Source organism: Spirosoma foliorum, from assembly GCF_014117325.1.
Lineage (GTDB): Bacteria > Bacteroidota > Bacteroidia > Cytophagales > Spirosomataceae > Spirosoma > Spirosoma foliorum.
In genome coordinates this window covers 958,746-974,966 of sequence record NZ_CP059732.1, presented here as the reverse complement: position 1 = coordinate 974,966, position 16,221 = coordinate 958,746, and the positions used below count along the sequence as shown (strand labels likewise).

Below are 16,221 nucleotides of genomic sequence, written 5' to 3'. Positions count from 1 at the left end.
GGTTATAGCTCAGTTAGTGGAGATGGATCATCAGCACCCGTGCGCTGATAACAGTGAGTTTCGTAGAGTTGATGAAAGGACATGGCACCCTGACCTGGAGCCAACCTCTGCGGTAAGATGGCCTCTGCCGGTAATCCATCGCGTTTCCGATAGTTGTCGGAATGAGAGACGATGAGTTCCTGCTGAACTGATTGCCTTTGTAGGTGTATATGATCTGATAGTGTCCTGACCCAATTGGCCATTTCTGGCTGGGTCGAACAACTACCCGCTGCATTGAATTGGCAGCTTTGCTGAACGGGCAGTAGACCACTGCTTACACTTAGCCAAAGCAAAAAGCCAGTCAATGCAAAGAGGGAGCCTCTTTGTTTCGTAAATAATAAATTCATATGCGTATGATTAGTACAGTGGGAGTCTGTTTGAAGCGTCTAAAAACTGATGTGTTTTGTCATTCCGACGCTAGGAGGAATCTCAAGCTTGACCAATAGGAATGTTGAGATTCCTCCTAGCGTCGGAATGACAAAACACACCAGGGAATGACAAAACACATTAGGAAATGAGTGACCACGGATATGCACCTGAGCTGTTCCTATATACTTTTGTAACGCTGATCGCTCTATCGTTTTCCGTTGGCGATTCCTGGGAAGGCTATCGGTTCGTCTGGAAGGCAAAGCATCCATTTGGTGGATCGACGGCCTAAAAACAGAAAGGGCAGTTGCCCAGATATGCTGTATGTAGCTAAAAAAATCCATGATCGTACTTGGTTCTTGTTTACGTTCTCAGCAATGAGAATATCTCTTTATCGGACTAAGGTGACCTGCAAGGGGATGCAGCGGCTGAGCGAACAGATTGGCTCGGTAATCACCATATATTGATCAGCCACTGGTTGCTGTAGCAGACTCCGCTGGCCTGAGGGCCATTGCACCTCAATCCGGTTGATGCTCGCCGATGGCCCTAAACCGATCAGTTGCGTATAACTGTTGGTGATGCCATAGCTTTCGCCAGCCCGCACTTCCCGAACCAGCCGGACGCCATCGGAGCGGTACACAACGATCTTGGCCCCTACTCCATTGGTATTCGATTGAATCCCCTGTAGGGTGATACCTACATAGTGGTTGCCGTTGGGTTGGTTCAACCAAAGATCATCTTCGGCATCGGCCCTTGGGTAATGGCTGGTGTATACATCCAGAAAACCATCGTGATTCAGATCGCCTACTGCGAAGGAGGTTGTCTTGATGGTTCCCAACGCATTGGTCTGGAGTGTAAAGGTCTTATCGCCATTATTACGCCATACCTGACCCACCATATCGCCCGACAACACCACATCAACATAGCCGTCATTATCAAAATCGCGCATGATGCCCTGTAACGGGTCTACCACGCCAGTAATGCCACTTTGGGTAGTAATGTCAGTGAAATGCCCAGTACCATCATTCTCCAGGAGCATGGTTGGCAATTCGTGGTTGGTCACCAACAAATCCTGATCGCCATCGTTATCGATGTCGGCAAAATCCGCCGTCCATGACTGCCCGCTGATTTTTACGTTATGGGCAGCGGCTTCCTCGGTAAACCAGCCTGTCGGGTCCAGACTAAATTTGGCACTATTATTGATAGTTAGGTTACTAATTCGATCGTAGGTATGATTAATGAACAACTGATTAATTCGACGGGGATCACCCGCATTTGCTGGCCCCATCGCCAGCATCGAGCATTTGGCCAGGTACAGGTCCAGATCGCCATCGTTGTCAATATCCGACCAAACCGAGCCATAGTTGCCCGAATTATCGGACGTGGGTACCGAGCGCATATCGATCCAGTTTGTTACGGGACTGAATTTTCCGGTACGATCGTTCTTCCATATCTGGTTCAATCCTTTATCGTGGCAGGCGAAGTAATCCAGCCAACCGTCATTATTAATGTCAACCAGATTGGCAGCCTGCATCCAAACGGTGGGGCTTTTGAGGGTATCAGACGAAAAACTATTCCCCTGATTGTAGAGAACCGTAATGCCATCGTAGAAACCGCCAGTCAGGATATCGTTTCGGCCATCCTTGTTGACATCACCAACGGTAGTCGAAATAGCCTGTACTTTCAATTTACTGATCAACGTGCTACTGAAATCTCCCTGCGGAGATGGATAGAGAATGGATAGTTCGTTGGTTTTGGAATTAACCCGAATTATATCATCCAGTCCATCGCCATTGACATCCACCACCGCCTTCGACAGAAAGCCGACGAACGGGCGGTTCGATAGCTTATCGTTGGCATTGGTGAAGCTTATTTGCCCATAGGCACGTTGACCAATACCAACTGTCAGCAAAGCAAACAACAATGTAAAAAATGGATGTCTCATACTGCTCTTGTCAAAGCAAAAAAGAAGTCAGGTGAAGCAAAAACACAACTAACGATGTATATTATACGTCAGCCATTAACTGTCTCATTAAACGTAACGAGTGAAAACGGGTATAAGGGAATTAAGCGCCTGGACGACGTTGGCAAATCCATATAACCAGGTGATCGCCCTGACTTAGCGCCTGGTAGTCGCCTGGAGTTTGAAAAAAAGCGGGGTGCCAAGTCATCCGTTGGCCTGAGAAGAATTGGCCGCTCTTTAACGAACGTTATCGTCCATCCAGACCGGGTCCATCCAGACCGGGTCCATCCAGATTGAGAGGCTGTACAGAACCGTGTTGTCGGCAAACGGGCAAACGAATAGTCGCTCGTTATCAATAGGCCAGGTAGCCCTTGAATCAATAGTAAGTAGAGTTGATTTGCCATATGCTGAATAGACGTTTTGCTCATCCTGCCAGACCCTGGAGTTAACCCGATCTAACTTGCCTATTAAGGAGCAAAAACTGAGGCATAGTGGCCTTTTATCCCGTTCAAATCCGCTTTTTGCTGCTTATTGCCAAGTTTATACTGCTAACTGCTAGTTGAACTATAGCTAACTGCGAAATCCTCTTGACGTAAAAAAAAGCGAGATCACTAAACGTCTTTTCGTCTTTTTGGGTAGGTTCAAATTGGTGGTTATAGTAGATTACTTGTTATTAAGTAGCCATTGAACCTATATTTATTACAGATTTCGTTCTATTTTTTTCTACCGAAAACAGAACGAAATCTGTTCATTGGCAAAAAAATTGATGGTTTCTCATTATAGATTTTTAGGGATTCGCCTAGCTTTCAAAAGGGCAAGTACGATCAATTGATAACCTACTGACCGCCCTATCAGATCGAAGCTGTAACGGCTGTATTATAGGCAACTCCCTGTCTGATGCGGTCGACAATTGGGTCTTTTTTTAGCGACAGATTAAACCTCAGCCACATGCTGATACTGGCTTGATTTAAAATCATATCACTAACATCAGTCCAGGTAAACGAACTTTGATCAAGACGGACAACTACTTTCCGGGTTCTGCTATAGCCATTCATAGACTGTAAGTCCAGCTTATAGTTCTCGTAAAGAATTTTTCTGAGATGGTCTTCTGAACAGGCCTGATGAACATCTAATGCCTCAAATAGCGCCCTTCTGACATACTGTAAATACTGTGCTAATGTCTCTACGGGTTGATTGTCCGTCTGTAGATTAATATAGGCCGGTTTAGTTAGCCAAACAGCAATCCTGAGAGCCATCATCTGGTGGATACACCATTGCATTTCTTTATCAAATCGGCTGAGCAAAAATGGGACATCATGCAACAAATATAGATTCATGCCGGACGATGTAGGGGGAGCAAAAACAACGCTCGCGATATTTGTTTGTCCCCAACAGTACAGGCAGTATCGAATAATCGAGTACCATTGGGTTTCCTTGATTCCCACCGTTGGAACAACTAGTATATCAATACTTTGTACAATTCTATCTTTCTCCTTGCTGAGTCTGGATAATTCTTCATAAATCTCCCTGAAACTCAGTCCATCAAGATTTTGCCTAAAAAACACCAGCATTTGATCAGTTTCGTTGGGATTCAATCCTGTCATACGAATAATCATACTTCGCAAGGACATATAGGAGGCACTCCCTCGATTCATCCGAGAGGTTAGGGTTACTAGATTCATCATTTTGTGCTGGATAAAATAGGTTCGTAGACTAGCAAGGATTGGCTTTTCTATGAGGAAGGAAATGGGGCGTTTCCCGTGTCTTAATAGGCAAGGCAATAGAGCTGATAGACAGGGATCTATGGGCATACCGCACGGAAATTCTCTGCTCTTTACGTTGGAAGAGTAGTCGCCTTGAATCAAAAAAAGCGTTTGCTTAACGTGACTTAGCCAGTAGCTATTCTGCGTAAGAATAAGGCATAAAGCCTCGTGGATTTATTCTAACAATTCAACAGATTTAGATTGGAGTCACACCCAATCTAAATCTGCGGGATTGCTTACACCTAAAGTTAGGCCAAAACCTGAAGCAGGGTTGGCAGCTTTACAGCAACAGGTGGAGCGTCATTCTGTAAAAGCCAGAAGGCAATTGATTTTATCGACAACTACTGTCTGCTTATTCATCAATATATTTACTATCCGTTACCTCCAAAAGATTTAATAACCCTTCTAGTTTGTGCCGGTAAGAGACCCCAATTGGTATTTTTGTTGCGCCAATGGACAAAGCAGAACGATCAAAACTGGTGATTTTGCTGGTATTGATAATAAATGACTTATGCACCCGCATAAAAAAATGAGTGGGCATAAGTTTGGCTAGTGAAGCAACACGCTCATTTACAATCTGATACCCATCATACATATGAATTTTAGAATAGATTCCATACGATTCGATGTAATCAATGGCCTGATAGTTGAACCGCTGGATTTTACGGCCCGTTTTTAGGAAGATGGAGTCTAGGTTAGCAAAGCTATTTGACGCAAATCGCTGCCTAAACGCTCGACTCATCGCTCTCAATAGCCGTTCATAACTAAATGGCTTTAAAAGGAAATCAGAAGGAGTGCCAATATTATAACATTCCAGAGCCTCTTCAGGTCGACTGCTAGTCACAATTACTGGCGGCAAATTTATCCCACTTTTAAGTAGTACCAATCCATTGTCACCCCCTAAGCTCGTATCTAAAAATATCAGATCGATACTTTCTTTGGCCAGAACATCAACAGCCTCTTCCAGTGTAGTACAAACCTTTGTAAATTCTAACAGCGGAAATTTTAGCAATTTGTCTTTTAGGTCAGCAATGTCAGCCTCTACGTCATCAATGATAATGTACTTTCTTGCTTTCATGTTACGATAGTTTAACGGGTGGGAGATCGGTCAATTAAAATAAGGGTAAATCAATAGGCGTGAACCTGTAGAATACCTTATTAATAAACCCTTTCAAAAATATTATACCAAATAACAGGCCTCTTTTCTTATTTACGATTGTAAAGGGTGACGAAACACATCTAGAGTACACAAATGGAAACAATTGCATCATTTTTTAGCATTTTTACAATCTATTCCGTGCACTATCAATAAATTTAACGGATTGATATACAAATCGATTCGACACATGATAGTAAGGCTACAGCACCTGATTGTTGGCTCCGCTTTTTGTCATCCAATAGCTGGGTGTGCCTCATTGGCTAACGCAGGAAATAAAGCATCATCGTATCCGCTTGATTGTCAATGGCAAGCACCGTATATCCTTACAAGGCTCCTGATTATCAAGTGGCAGAAATTCAACGGTTTGAGAACGTGAGCATCCATTTCTCTCTGTTGCCGTAACAGTGTAACTTCCGGGAATCGTGACAACGGGACTCGCTTCGGTGCTGGTAAATCCGTTAGGGCCAGTCCATTGCAAGGAAACTCCCTCGGTCTCGGCTAAAAGCGTAGCGGAACAATTTGCACAGGCTTGAGCTGCGCCCCATGCTGTTAACGAAGGAGGAATTGTATCGGCCGCAATAACAACCGTTGTTGTCATATAGTTAGACGAACAATTCGTATCTCTACCCGTAAGGGTGTATGTCCCGGCGGACGACACTGTAGGATTTTGCAGCGAACTGGCAAATCTATTGGGTCCAGTCCAGCTATAGTCAGCATTTGGCACGGAAGCACCATCGGCATAGAATGCTCTCCCCGTTAACGCTACACTCTTTTCGGTGCAGGTTAGTTGCGCCGGAGTCGCCGAAACGGCTACAGATGGCGTAATGACAATAACGGTTTCACCAGACTGGCGGCAGGCAGGGTTCTCCGGCATTGGGTAAATCAGAGCATATATATATAGGAGTGTATTCGCTGAAGTTGAGTTAGTAGTTGGAATACCTGGATTATGTAGTACTGAATGGCCAGTCGATAAGTCAGGTTTAACAGTACCCAGAACAGTACCTGCATTCGTATACATGGCAGTACCAGACTGCGGACTGGTGAACAAAACAAATCGTACAGAATCAACCTGGCTCAGGTAAGTTCCCTTACTGCTAATCGAATCAATAACCGATCCTGGGCATAGGCTAATACTGTCTTTTTCATTGGTTAATTCGGGACAAGTGTAAATCGACAAGTCATTTGTAAAGTCATTCTGACCAGCATCTAACGTGTTAACAGCAATCACAGCCGAGTTATCCTTCAGGGTAGCATCCGAATCCCGAATATCCGAATCAGGGGAATCAGACTGATCTGTTGGTGAAAGAAAGTATTGACGCGACAAACTGGAAGCAGCCTGACGAGCTCCTCGGGCAGCTATCCGCCCTCCTGCTGACGCTAGTGGCCGGGTCCCATTCACCGAAATATCCAGCAATGATAGCTGTGCCATGTCCATCCGAATCTCATAGGAGTGATTGTACAAAATACCTCCTGGAACTGTCTCATTCGTAAAGTAAAACTGGCCTCCATCATGTGTCGTTTGGGTCGCAACTTGCGCTCCTCCCTTTTCCATGTCATGCAGGGTCAACACAACACCATCAACACCAGGCTCGTATGGGTCCTGAATGCCATTCCGATTATCATCGAACCAAAGGCGATTTCCTATTGACAAAGGGGCAGGATCACAAAGGGCTTTATTATCGCCTAACCCCGACGCTTTTCCGAACGAACCGGGACTAACGGTGTAGAGAACATAATCCCGATTGTTATTACCTGTTTTTGTATTAAAAACTTTTAGCCCACCCGACAAATACACATTAGACATGGGGTCATAGGCCGATGTAATGACTTCACGTCTGCCGGGTATGAGCGACAGTGCTCCACTGGCTACCTCAGCATGGGCGATATGGTCAATAAAAAACCAGTTGTCCTTACCAAAAAACTCGCCCCCTCCGGGTCCTTCCTGATTGCCAACGCCCGTTCCTGTCAGTTGGCCAGATTTACCATTCTGTTCTAGCTCAAACTGACCGTTCGTATTACTGGCCCGCAACAAATCTCCAGCAGTAAAGCCATTATAGAGTCCATTGCCAGCGGGATCGTGGTTTGCCATTCCAGACAATTGCCCGAATCGATCCGAAAAGCCCATCAACATACCGCCATCATCGTCAAACTCCAGGTCTGTCAGCATGGGCTGCGGATACATAACAAAGTAAGGGGTATTTCCTTCACCACAGGGAGTTGGCCAGGTATCTGCCCAGGGCAACCAATGATCGTACTGGATACAAGTACCCGTTAAATCGGCTGGGCCACGACGAAAATCGAGTGGAAATGATAGAACTTCCTCAAAAGTAGGGTTAGTCAACGTCGGATCAACCTGATAAATAGTGGCTTTCAGGTCTTTCTGATCCTGCGATGTTTCTGCTGAGCAAATGACCCCAACATACAGCTTTCCGTGATGCATTTTGAGCGCCCACGGTCGAAAATCAGCATTGGAACAACCTGGATTGGGAATATTCCAGGCTCGCACAGCGGTTGCCGATACAGGAGCAACCGCTGGCGAACCAATCGGCAAACTGTACAACTTACGGTCCTTCAGGTTAATAAAATAAAGCGTTTTATCATCTTCGGATAAATCCATTCCACCAAAACTCATCCGTCCCACGGCAGTCATCGAAGCAGGATCCGTACTCGCCTGTGTTTTATCCCCAAACAGATTAGCCAGCGGATTGGCATGTGGATCATCTCCGACATCGATTCCTATCGAACTGACGGACATAAATGACGTAGTGCTTCCTGAAACAACATCGGTGATATAAATACCTCCAGGGCCAGCAGGGCCAAAGCTCATATGCCGTTTAACAACGGCAGCACTAAGAATTTTTTTCGAACGGCGCTGATAGGACAGTGCCCAAACAGCCCCTACTGCGTCAGCATTTGCCAGATCAACAGGTGGAAAATTAGTTGAACTGGCAATACCGGTGGCTTCATAAGAAAATTTAACTATAGCAGGCGACCCGGCCGATTGTTTGTCGATTGGAACCGGATTACCATCCCCATCGGTGGTCAGTTGTGTATTACCATTGACATAACAGGGGGTAACGATTTGAATATCTGTACGCTGACAATAATCGGCAGGATAGTTTATTCCCAAATCGGCCTCATTGTTAGGAGCCGTAACAAACTGCATACTGGTTCCACTGTTTGCCCCGTATGACCCATTATACTCTCCTGCCTGGAAGTTGGTAAATTCAAGCCGAATTCGTTTTCCTGCCGGTATACTTGTCTCGCTAAACGAATAGGTTCCATCAGCGGCAGTTGTTGTGGAAATCGGTGTTTTACTAAATTCCACAAAAGCTAAAACCCTTATTCCGGCTACACCCATTTCAATCGGCAACGTGTCGGACCGAATACCATTGGAATCAAAATCCCGGAAAACGACGCCTTTCACCTGCCCATTGACGGTTATGCAGTTGCACAGCACTAGAACAATAGCGATCAACCCAGGCCAAATGATTAATGAATAGATTTGTTTCATGATAAAAACGCATATGTATTCCCTGCTTTTTCCAGGGGAGGAAATGCGCTAACGCTCCTCATGTGTTATTTTTGCTTCGCCCTAAACCGCTAGTGCGGTTCGATTTTGTCTGAGAATGTGTATCGTAAAGCCAAATCAAGCGACTATTCAAATCTCCAGCCCAGATTGGCTGATATCATAACCTATGTATGGATCTGGGTACTAAATGGACAATAAGGGTAGACGGGGAACACTGGCTAAACGCAACTATTTTACTACCGAAGTGACGAGACAACAATAATGCCCTCCGTTTGCCATTATGCCAGTGCAGATGACAAACCACCTATATGGTACACGAAAAGCGTTTATCTAGTATAAAATCAGTAAAAGGTCTATCTAAAAGAGGCCACCATTTTTGTGATAGGTATAAGAGAATTCCACTATAGACATCTGACTCCATCTTTATTAAGCAAGTAGGCGTCTAAACTCCCTTAAATAAGCAAGTTTTTATGCCGTTTACGTACTTAATATGTTGCTTGTCACCTTTTACATAAGATTAAAGGAATAAGCCAGTTAATTGGCATTGTATTTCCCGCAGCTTTATGTTAAAATACCTGGCAGGTATTTTCATTGGGACAAGGACGTATTGATGAACAACTGAAAATCCAATACCCTTTTATCGTTTTATGAGCCAAACTTCTTCAATCATCCCTTCTAACTCAAGACGAGTACGCCCAAAAAAGGGTTGCGCTTTATTTATAATTGATAAACTTGTTCAAAAATTACCGATGCTTTAAGGGTAGTCATATCGCTCTGGGCAACGATTATCATTTACTAAATATACCGACTACGTACAATTAAGACACCACTCGTCAAATGAGAAATACAGCCTAGTTTAATTAACTCAAAGTAAAAAACAATTACAAATAAGGGCAGAAAATGTTTACATTTTCTGCCCTTATTTGTAATTGTTTTTTACTAATATTTTTTCACAAAAGAATTATCTATTCTTTTTAGGCTATTTATAGACTTCTCGAAGGAGAGTTCGTACCGATACACCAATAATCTACGTAAGTCAATATCCAGTCTGCTCGACCTACTTTTTGAACAAATCACAAAATATACCTTTATATAGGATAAGCTGATCGATTCTTTTGGGAGTAAGACATGTCACATTAAGTAACACGATCTTATCTTGGACAGCAAATTTAAGATTAGACTAAAAACAAATTCCACAAACCTATTTACGCACTCCAAAATCACCTTTTATTATAAATAATATCAATATTAGTTACTAAAAAATACACACAAAATACTCAAATACTACGTTTTATGTTTCTAAGAAATTATTTAGATATATAGTTCATTTAATTACAAAGGCACATAAACTTAAGACACTGATTTTTACAGGCTTACACCTTTACATTTTTATAAATTTGTGGTTAATAATTCTACTTCATCACTTAATTATAATTTATTATTACCTAAATAGCATTTTATAGTCTAACAAAAATAGACTAGCTATCCTGGAATGAATAAATTAAAAATTTTGATTATAGAAGATGATTTAGTTTGGCAACTTAAGCTCCAGATGATGTTGGAACAACTCGATATTGGGACGATAACATTTGCCAGTACCCTAGCCGAAGCCCGACAACTCTTAGCCACTCAATTGCCAGATTTGGTAGTTGCAGATATTGTGATGCCCGATGGTATTACGCTCTCTTTACTTACGAAAAACTATAAACAGTTGCCTGTTATTTATCAGACAGGTTATTCGCAGGAAGATTTTTTAAAAAGAGCTCTTTCTATGCCCTACGTTGGCTTTTTAATGAAACCATTTGAGCGGTTTGCGCTACAGGCATCGATTGAAATACTATTTTCCAAAATTCAGGCAAATACATTACTTCCAACGAGCGCAATTAGTGTCATCGGAAAGCACAAACATCGAATTGATGTATCTTTAGAATCAATTTATTGGATTAAGGCAGAGGGAAATTATTCTATACTAAATACAATTGATCAAAAATATGTCTTAAAACGATCCTTACGTAAAATAGGAGATGAATTAAGTGTTTCCTTTATTCAGATTCATAAAGGTTATATTATCAATATTAATTACCTGGAACGTATTGGAGAAGACGAAGTTACCATCAATCATCAGTCTATTCCTATCGGACGTAAATACCGGAAAGCGTTATTCGAAGCCCTGCGAGATAAACACTAGTTTTGATCAATACATATCAGTAGCTAAACAAATGCAAATAATCGAGCCAAATCGACCGAAAACGCCCCATTGCCAGGAGCATTGGCAACAAAGAGTCATCAGAGGAATGAGTAGAAAAGACGAAGATGTTGCACAAATACAGTTCTAGCAACTCTACTTGTGCACAGCAACTATCTTTAAATGGGGCAATAAACCGTTAGCTACCGGCGCAGTTGGCCAATACTTAAGTAGCTTTTTACGACTCACGCACCAGATTAACGCCTGTAACCAGGAAAATCATACCCACAATAAAAGGAGCGGCTGATTCTGCCTTCGATACGCTCAGGCCCAGAACAGGTTTCCCATTAGACAGAAAAGCGATCAACGCAAATAGTACGACAACTACACCCAGAATGGTGAGCGATGCGCCAAAGAAGCGCCGGAAATTGGTATTATTATTATCCATGAGGGAATTGATGTATGATGTATGATATAGGTTGTATGAATCTGAGAGCAATTATACAGCCTATATCATACATCATACTTTTTTAGTTAATCCGCGTTTGCGGCCTTCTTCAAGTAAAAATGGGTAAGCAGCCTCAAGCGAGTTCGGAACAAGGCCATCTAAAATAGCTTCCCGTAGCACGGTTTTTAATTCACCTACCTCTTTCGACGGAGGCAAACCAAAGGTTTCCATAATCAGCTCGCCGGTAATAACAGGCTGAAAATTACGGAGTTTATCCCGTTCTTCAAGATCATGCAATTTGCGTTCAACCCGGTCGAAATTACGGAGGTGCTTTTGTACACGCTCGTAATTTTTCGACGTAATATCTGCCCGACAAAGTGCCATGAGTCCTTCCAAATCATCTCCAGCATCGAACAATAGTCGGCGCAGGGCTGAATCGGTGATTTGCTCTTTGGTGAGCGCAATGGGTCGCAGGTGTAGCCGCACAAGTTTCTGCACAAACCGCATGTGTTCGTTGAGGGGCAGTTTCATGGTACGAAAAATACCTGGCACCCACCGAGCGCCCATGTCTTCGTGTCCGTGAAATGTCCAGCCAACTTTCGCATCAAAGCGCTTGGTAGCCGGTTTGGCAATATCGTGCAACAAAGCTGCCCAGCGTAGCCAAAGCTCGTTTTCCGGAGCAATGGTTTCGTGGATCGACTTGGCCCGATTGGCCACATTATCAAGCACCTGAAGGGTATGGTAAAAATTATCCTTATGTCCCTTCCCTTCAATGGTTTCAACACCCTTGAGCGCAATCAGTTCAGGGAATATCCGCTCCAGCAAACCCGCATGATACAACAGCTTAAAGCCATACGAAGGCGTGGGCGATAGAATAATCTTATTTAACTCATCAGTGACGCGCTCCCGCGAAAGGATATCGATCCGCTCGCTCATCCGAATGATGGCCTCGAACGTATCGGGCTCAATGTCGAATCCCAACTGCGAAGCAAAGCGAATAGCCCGCATCATGCGCAGCGGATCGTCCGAAAAGGTAATATCGGGCGCGAGGGGCGTCCGAATGAGTTTACGCTTAATATCTTTTAGCCCGTCAAATGGATCAAGTAAATCCCCAAAATTAGTCGTGGACAGGCTGATTCCCATAGCGTTAATCGTAAAATCCCGGCGATTCTGGTCGTCTTCCAACGTACCATCTTCCACAATCGGTTTACGCGATTCACTACGGTACGATTCCTTGCGGGCTCCCACAAATTCAACCTCCCAGGCATCTTCACTCTGGTCAGCCCGAAGCATAGCCGTCCCGAAGTTCGGGAACACGGAAACATTGGTTCGTAAGGCCTTCCCTACTGCTTCAGCGAGTTCGATACCACTGCCGATGCAAACGACGTCAATGTCTTTCGATGGGCGGCCTAAAATCAGGTCGCGCACGAAACCGCCAATGACATAAGCCTGTAAACCAAGATTGTCGGCCTCTTGGGCAATGGTGTCAAAAATCGGATTCTTATGTAAGGTTTCGCTGAAATTCATAATTATTGGTTTACGGTTTTCAGTTTATAGCTTTCGGTTGGCTGACACAGAGTTTCTATTACTGGTCTGATTATCTAACCGAAAACTATAAACCATACACCGAATACCATAGTCCTTTATTTTCGTATAAAACTAACTTCCCCATTTACTTTCAACCGCATAATACGTGGTCGTTTAGGCATACCAGGGAGGGTTCCAAACCGTATCGTAACGAGTGCTTCGGCGGCAGGTGGCAGTACTAACGACTCAAACGGAATCGAAAGCAACCCGCGCCCAAAACTGCTAACCAGTCGTTGTATATCATCGTTCAAGACGCGCCGAACGGCTATTTCTTCCGTTACCGGAACACCATCGCTATTTGCTTTGGACTCTGCCAGTGTTTGCCAGAATACCGGCGACAGATTTTTAACCTGATCGTAGATAACCGTCAACGGATTTTCGGCAAATTCGACCAAATCATAGGCAACATCGGGAACTTTAGCCACATACAGGCCCAGCAGATCGGTCTTGGGGATAAGCACCGTTGGCTGAAGCTCCTTAGGCATTATATTCCTTAAGGTAAGCAGTTGACCAACAGCCACATCATTAATCGGGTCGGCCGCAATCGACCAACCCGTTTCGTCGGCAATGGCGATCAGCTGCCCCTGCCGCAGTTGATAGGCGATATCGCGAATAGATAAGCTCATAGCTGAAATAAACCACAAAAATACGCCAAGTTTGCGAAAGACGACAGCGACTTAGAAAGATGGGGGCGTAACAACCCAATAAACAAAACAAGGAATGGGTTGTTGTGTGTCTGATAAATTGCTTTCTATAAGTAATTTCACTCACCTCACGTCGTTCCCAATACCAAGTCTATGGCTGCTGAATCGCGCCCGCACTACCATCAATTTTCACACTCGCTGCTTGCGCTGGCCATTTTAACCGCCGGAATTTATTTAGGACAGGATATTCTGGTACCCCTCGCCATGGCGGGCCTGATTGCCGTTTTGCTCCGCCCCGTCGAAAACCGACTCATAAAATGGGGTATACCCAAAGTTGTTGCCATTAGTCTGGCCTTGCTGCTAGCCATTGTTGTAGTATCGGGCCTAACGATTCTGATGTCGATGCAATTGTCCGATTTTGCAGATGACCTGCCCAAGATTCGCCAGAATCTGAATGATTTTTTCCATGATGTAAAGCGTTGGGTCCGACGTGAGTATAATGTCAGTTACCGGCAGCAGGATAAGTATCTCCAAAAAGCGCAGGCCCAAACGCTCGACAGTTTACAGAGCAGCGATACGCTGGGGTTCGTTACTGGCCCACTGGGCACGTTAACGTTAATCCCTATTTACGTCTTTTTGCTTTTGTATTACCGAACCATGCTGCTTCATTTCGTCATCATCCTTTTCTCTGATAAGCACACCGAGCGGGTTCGTGAAGTATTGGGCGAGGTCAAATCCGTTATTCAGAGTTACATGGTTGGGCTACTCATTGAAACGGCGTGTGTAGCAGCTCTCAATTCAGTTGGACTACTCATATTAAACGTACAATACGCTGTCTTACTGGGAATTATGGCAGCCATCTTGAACCTTATCCCTTACATTGGGGGCTTGGTCGCTACACTCTTAACCGTACTGATCACCTTTAGTAACAATCCCGAGGTATCGGTCATTTTAGGCGTTATTGGTATTTTTCTGTTGGTTCAATTCATCGACAACAATGTATTCGTGCCGCTTATTGTAGCCTCGAAAGTCCGGGTAAACGCGCTCGTTTCCATTGTGGGGGTTCTGATTGGTGGCGCGCTAGCAGGCGTATCTGGCATGTTTTTATCTATACCAGCCATTGCCATCATGAAAGTAATTTTCGACCGGGTCGATAGTCTGCGTCCCTGGGGTGTGTTACTGGGCGATCAAACGCCTGAAGATAAAGGCAACAATCTGTTTCGACTCCCTAAACGCCGAGCTAAACCTAAGGTGGTTGAAGAGTAAGTATTGTTCAAAGTTTCAAGTTCAAGGTTCCAGGTTGGCTGACGCACAATTGAACTTGGAACTTTGAACTTGAAACCTGAAACAACTAGTCTAATTATAAAGCTTCTTAATCACTTCCTGTTGAGTCCGTAGGAAATGTTGCCGCTCGGCAGGTTGGCCCAATAAGGTGTCGGGCGGATACACGCTTTGTTTAGCGTAACTCTCAGCGTATAGTTCAAACCGTTGGCGAGCCAGCAGATTAGTTAGCGCAGGTCGCTGGCGGAATTCCCGGAGGGCCGCCAGGTCGATATCCGCATTCGCGACGATACTTTCGCCATAAGCCGCTTCGGCAAGTACGATACCTTTGGGGTCGATGATTTTAGATCCCCCATCAACTGTGCCGCCTGGAAGCGGACTACCGACTAAGCCGCCCGAATTAGCCGACACGACGTAGGCCATATTCTCGGTGGCTCTGGCCAGTTTTGCCACATTTTTCTGAGTCAATAGCGGGCTGCCCGCTTCTGAGGTCGAATGAATTAACACTTCGGCACCACGCATCGACAAACAACGAGCAACTTCGGGATAAAGGATTTCCTCTGACGCAATACAGGCCAGATTCCCAATGTTTGTTTTCACGACCGGGAACAATGAATCATATCCATACGCATCCAGATACAGCTCCCAAACGTCGTGAGGTGTGGGAATATACATGGCATTCAGGCGTCGGTAGCGGAGTAGCACATCGCCATTGGGCCCCATAATAAAGCTAGTCTGAAAGTACAGTTCCGGAAAGAATGAATCCTGCTCATACACATTACCCGAAAAATAAACCTGCTGTCGCTGCACCATAGCACTGATGGCCTCATAAATGGGGCCATCGATCTCCAGAGCCGCCTTTTCGCGCCATTGCTCTATAGTTTCGTTAATAGGACCACCCGTCAGAAAATGTTCAGGTGCTACAACAAGTAATGTCTCACGCCCCAGCAAGCCAATAGATGCAGCAATTTGTTGTTCAATCCGCGCGATGGTTTTGAGCATTACGGCTTCGGCTTCATCGCGGGTCTGGCAGGAATTGACGGTTTGACAGGTTAGCTGAAGTGCCAGGGCTTTGTATGACATAGATTAAAGGGGTTACAGATGATTCGTTGTTGGGCACCAAAATAAGGTGTTTCTGCGAAATAATCGCCAATAGCCCGTTTCAGGCATCATTCAGGAACGCATTGGCTCGCTCTTTTCGAGTATTCTCCTTCGGGAGAGGCTTAGCTTCTGGCAAGCTCAGGAACAAATTGT

The 16,221-nt window shown here is 44.5% G+C and carries 12 protein-coding genes; 3 read left to right on the top strand and 9 right to left on the bottom strand.

Going from position 1 to position 16,221, the window contains the following annotated elements:
* Nucleotides 1-2 precede the first annotated feature (2 nt).
* Complete coding sequence (locus H3H32_RS04120) at nt 3-386, bottom strand: hypothetical protein (RefSeq protein ID WP_182461407.1); 384 nt, start codon at nt 384-386, stop codon at nt 3-5.
* Between the two features lie 167 nt (nt 387-553).
* On the opposite strand from H3H32_RS04120, the gene H3H32_RS04115 reads away from it, so the two are divergent.
* The gene (locus H3H32_RS04115) at nt 554-697 is read left to right on the top strand and encodes a hypothetical protein (RefSeq protein WP_182461406.1); all 144 of its coding nucleotides are present in this window, start codon (nt 554-556) and stop codon (nt 695-697) included.
* A 99-nt stretch (nt 698-796) separates the two neighbouring features.
* On the opposite strand, the gene H3H32_RS04110 is transcribed toward H3H32_RS04115, so the two are convergent.
* From H3H32_RS04110 to H3H32_RS04095, 4 genes are all read right to left on the bottom strand, one after another.
* Complete coding sequence (locus tag H3H32_RS04110) at nt 797-2,350, bottom strand: CRTAC1 family protein (protein ID WP_182461405.1); 1,554 nt, start codon at nt 2,348-2,350, stop codon at nt 797-799.
* 869 nt (nt 2,351-3,219) lie between these two features.
* Nucleotides 3,220-3,984: a hypothetical protein gene (locus H3H32_RS04105; protein ID WP_182461404.1), complete on the bottom strand. Its 765-nt coding sequence runs from the start codon at nt 3,982-3,984 to the stop codon at nt 3,220-3,222.
* A 499-nt stretch (nt 3,985-4,483) separates the two neighbouring features.
* Nucleotides 4,484-5,209 (bottom strand): LytR/AlgR family response regulator transcription factor, encoded by a 726-nt coding sequence (locus H3H32_RS04100; protein WP_182461403.1) that lies wholly within the window; start codon nt 5,207-5,209, stop codon nt 4,484-4,486.
* Between the two features lie 361 nt (nt 5,210-5,570).
* A complete protein-coding gene (locus H3H32_RS04095) occupies nt 5,571-8,804 on the bottom strand; it encodes an SdrD B-like domain-containing protein (protein WP_182461402.1) in 3,234 nt (1,077 codons plus the stop codon).
* Between the two features lie 1,510 nt (nt 8,805-10,314).
* On the opposite strand from H3H32_RS04095, the gene H3H32_RS04090 reads away from it, so the two are divergent.
* Nucleotides 10,315-11,010: a LytR/AlgR family response regulator transcription factor gene (locus H3H32_RS04090; protein WP_182461401.1), complete on the top strand. Its 696-nt coding sequence runs from the start codon at nt 10,315-10,317 to the stop codon at nt 11,008-11,010.
* A 235-nt stretch (nt 11,011-11,245) separates the two neighbouring features.
* Here the strand turns inward: H3H32_RS04090 and H3H32_RS04085 are convergent, their stop codons facing one another.
* The 3 genes from H3H32_RS04085 to H3H32_RS04075 form a co-directional block, all read right to left on the bottom strand.
* Nucleotides 11,246-11,455 carry a hypothetical protein gene (locus tag H3H32_RS04085; RefSeq protein WP_182461400.1) on the bottom strand — a complete coding sequence of 70 codons (210 nt, stop codon included), beginning with the start codon at nt 11,453-11,455 and terminating at the stop codon, nt 11,246-11,248.
* A 72-nt stretch (nt 11,456-11,527) separates the two neighbouring features.
* The gene (locus H3H32_RS04080) at nt 11,528-12,982 is read right to left on the bottom strand and encodes a CCA tRNA nucleotidyltransferase (protein ID WP_182461399.1); all 1,455 of its coding nucleotides are present in this window, start codon (nt 12,980-12,982) and stop codon (nt 11,528-11,530) included.
* A 116-nt stretch (nt 12,983-13,098) separates the two neighbouring features.
* The gene (locus tag H3H32_RS04075) at nt 13,099-13,668 is read right to left on the bottom strand and encodes an L-threonylcarbamoyladenylate synthase (RefSeq protein WP_182461398.1); all 570 of its coding nucleotides are present in this window, start codon (nt 13,666-13,668) and stop codon (nt 13,099-13,101) included.
* 171 nt (nt 13,669-13,839) lie between these two features.
* Here H3H32_RS04075 and H3H32_RS04070 point away from each other — a divergent pair, with 171 nt between their 5' ends.
* Nucleotides 13,840-14,952 (top strand): AI-2E family transporter, encoded by a 1,113-nt coding sequence (locus H3H32_RS04070; protein ID WP_182461397.1) that lies wholly within the window; start codon nt 13,840-13,842, stop codon nt 14,950-14,952.
* Between the two features lie 90 nt (nt 14,953-15,042).
* Here H3H32_RS04070 and H3H32_RS04065 read toward each other — a convergent pair whose 3' ends face one another.
* Nucleotides 15,043-16,050, bottom strand: a complete 1,008-nt coding sequence (locus tag H3H32_RS04065) for a nitrilase-related carbon-nitrogen hydrolase (protein ID WP_182461396.1) — start codon at nt 16,048-16,050, stop codon at nt 15,043-15,045.
* Nucleotides 16,051-16,221 lie beyond the last annotated feature (171 nt).

Bases quoted from the DNA above. Each gene is read 5' to 3' on its own strand.
- H3H32_RS04095 (WP_182461402.1), bottom strand. From the start codon at position 8,804: ATGAAACAAATCTATTCATTAATCATTTGGCCTGGGTTGATCGCTATT.
- H3H32_RS04090 (WP_182461401.1), top strand. From the start codon at position 10,315: ATGAATAAATTAAAAATTTTGATTATAGAAGATGATTTAGTTTGGCAA.
- H3H32_RS04080 (WP_182461399.1), bottom strand. From the start codon at position 12,982: ATGAATTTCAGCGAAACCTTACATAAGAATCCGATTTTTGACACCATT.
- H3H32_RS04110 (WP_182461405.1), bottom strand. From the start codon at position 2,350: ATGAGACATCCATTTTTTACATTGTTGTTTGCTTTGCTGACAGTTGGT.
- H3H32_RS04075 (WP_182461398.1), bottom strand. From the start codon at position 13,668: ATGAGCTTATCTATTCGCGATATCGCCTATCAACTGCGGCAGGGGCAG.
- H3H32_RS04105 (WP_182461404.1), bottom strand. From the start codon at position 3,984: ATGATTATTCGTATGACAGGATTGAATCCCAACGAAACTGATCAAATG.
- H3H32_RS04065 (WP_182461396.1), bottom strand. From the start codon at position 16,050: ATGTCATACAAAGCCCTGGCACTTCAGCTAACCTGTCAAACCGTCAAT.
- H3H32_RS04120 (WP_182461407.1), bottom strand. From the start codon at position 386: ATGAATTTATTATTTACGAAACAAAGAGGCTCCCTCTTTGCATTGACT.
- H3H32_RS04085 (WP_182461400.1), bottom strand. From the start codon at position 11,455: ATGGATAATAATAATACCAATTTCCGGCGCTTCTTTGGCGCATCGCTC.
- H3H32_RS04070 (WP_182461397.1), top strand. From the start codon at position 13,840: ATGGCTGCTGAATCGCGCCCGCACTACCATCAATTTTCACACTCGCTG.
- H3H32_RS04115 (WP_182461406.1), top strand. From the start codon at position 554: ATGAGTGACCACGGATATGCACCTGAGCTGTTCCTATATACTTTTGTA.
- H3H32_RS04100 (WP_182461403.1), bottom strand. From the start codon at position 5,209: ATGAAAGCAAGAAAGTACATTATCATTGATGACGTAGAGGCTGACATT.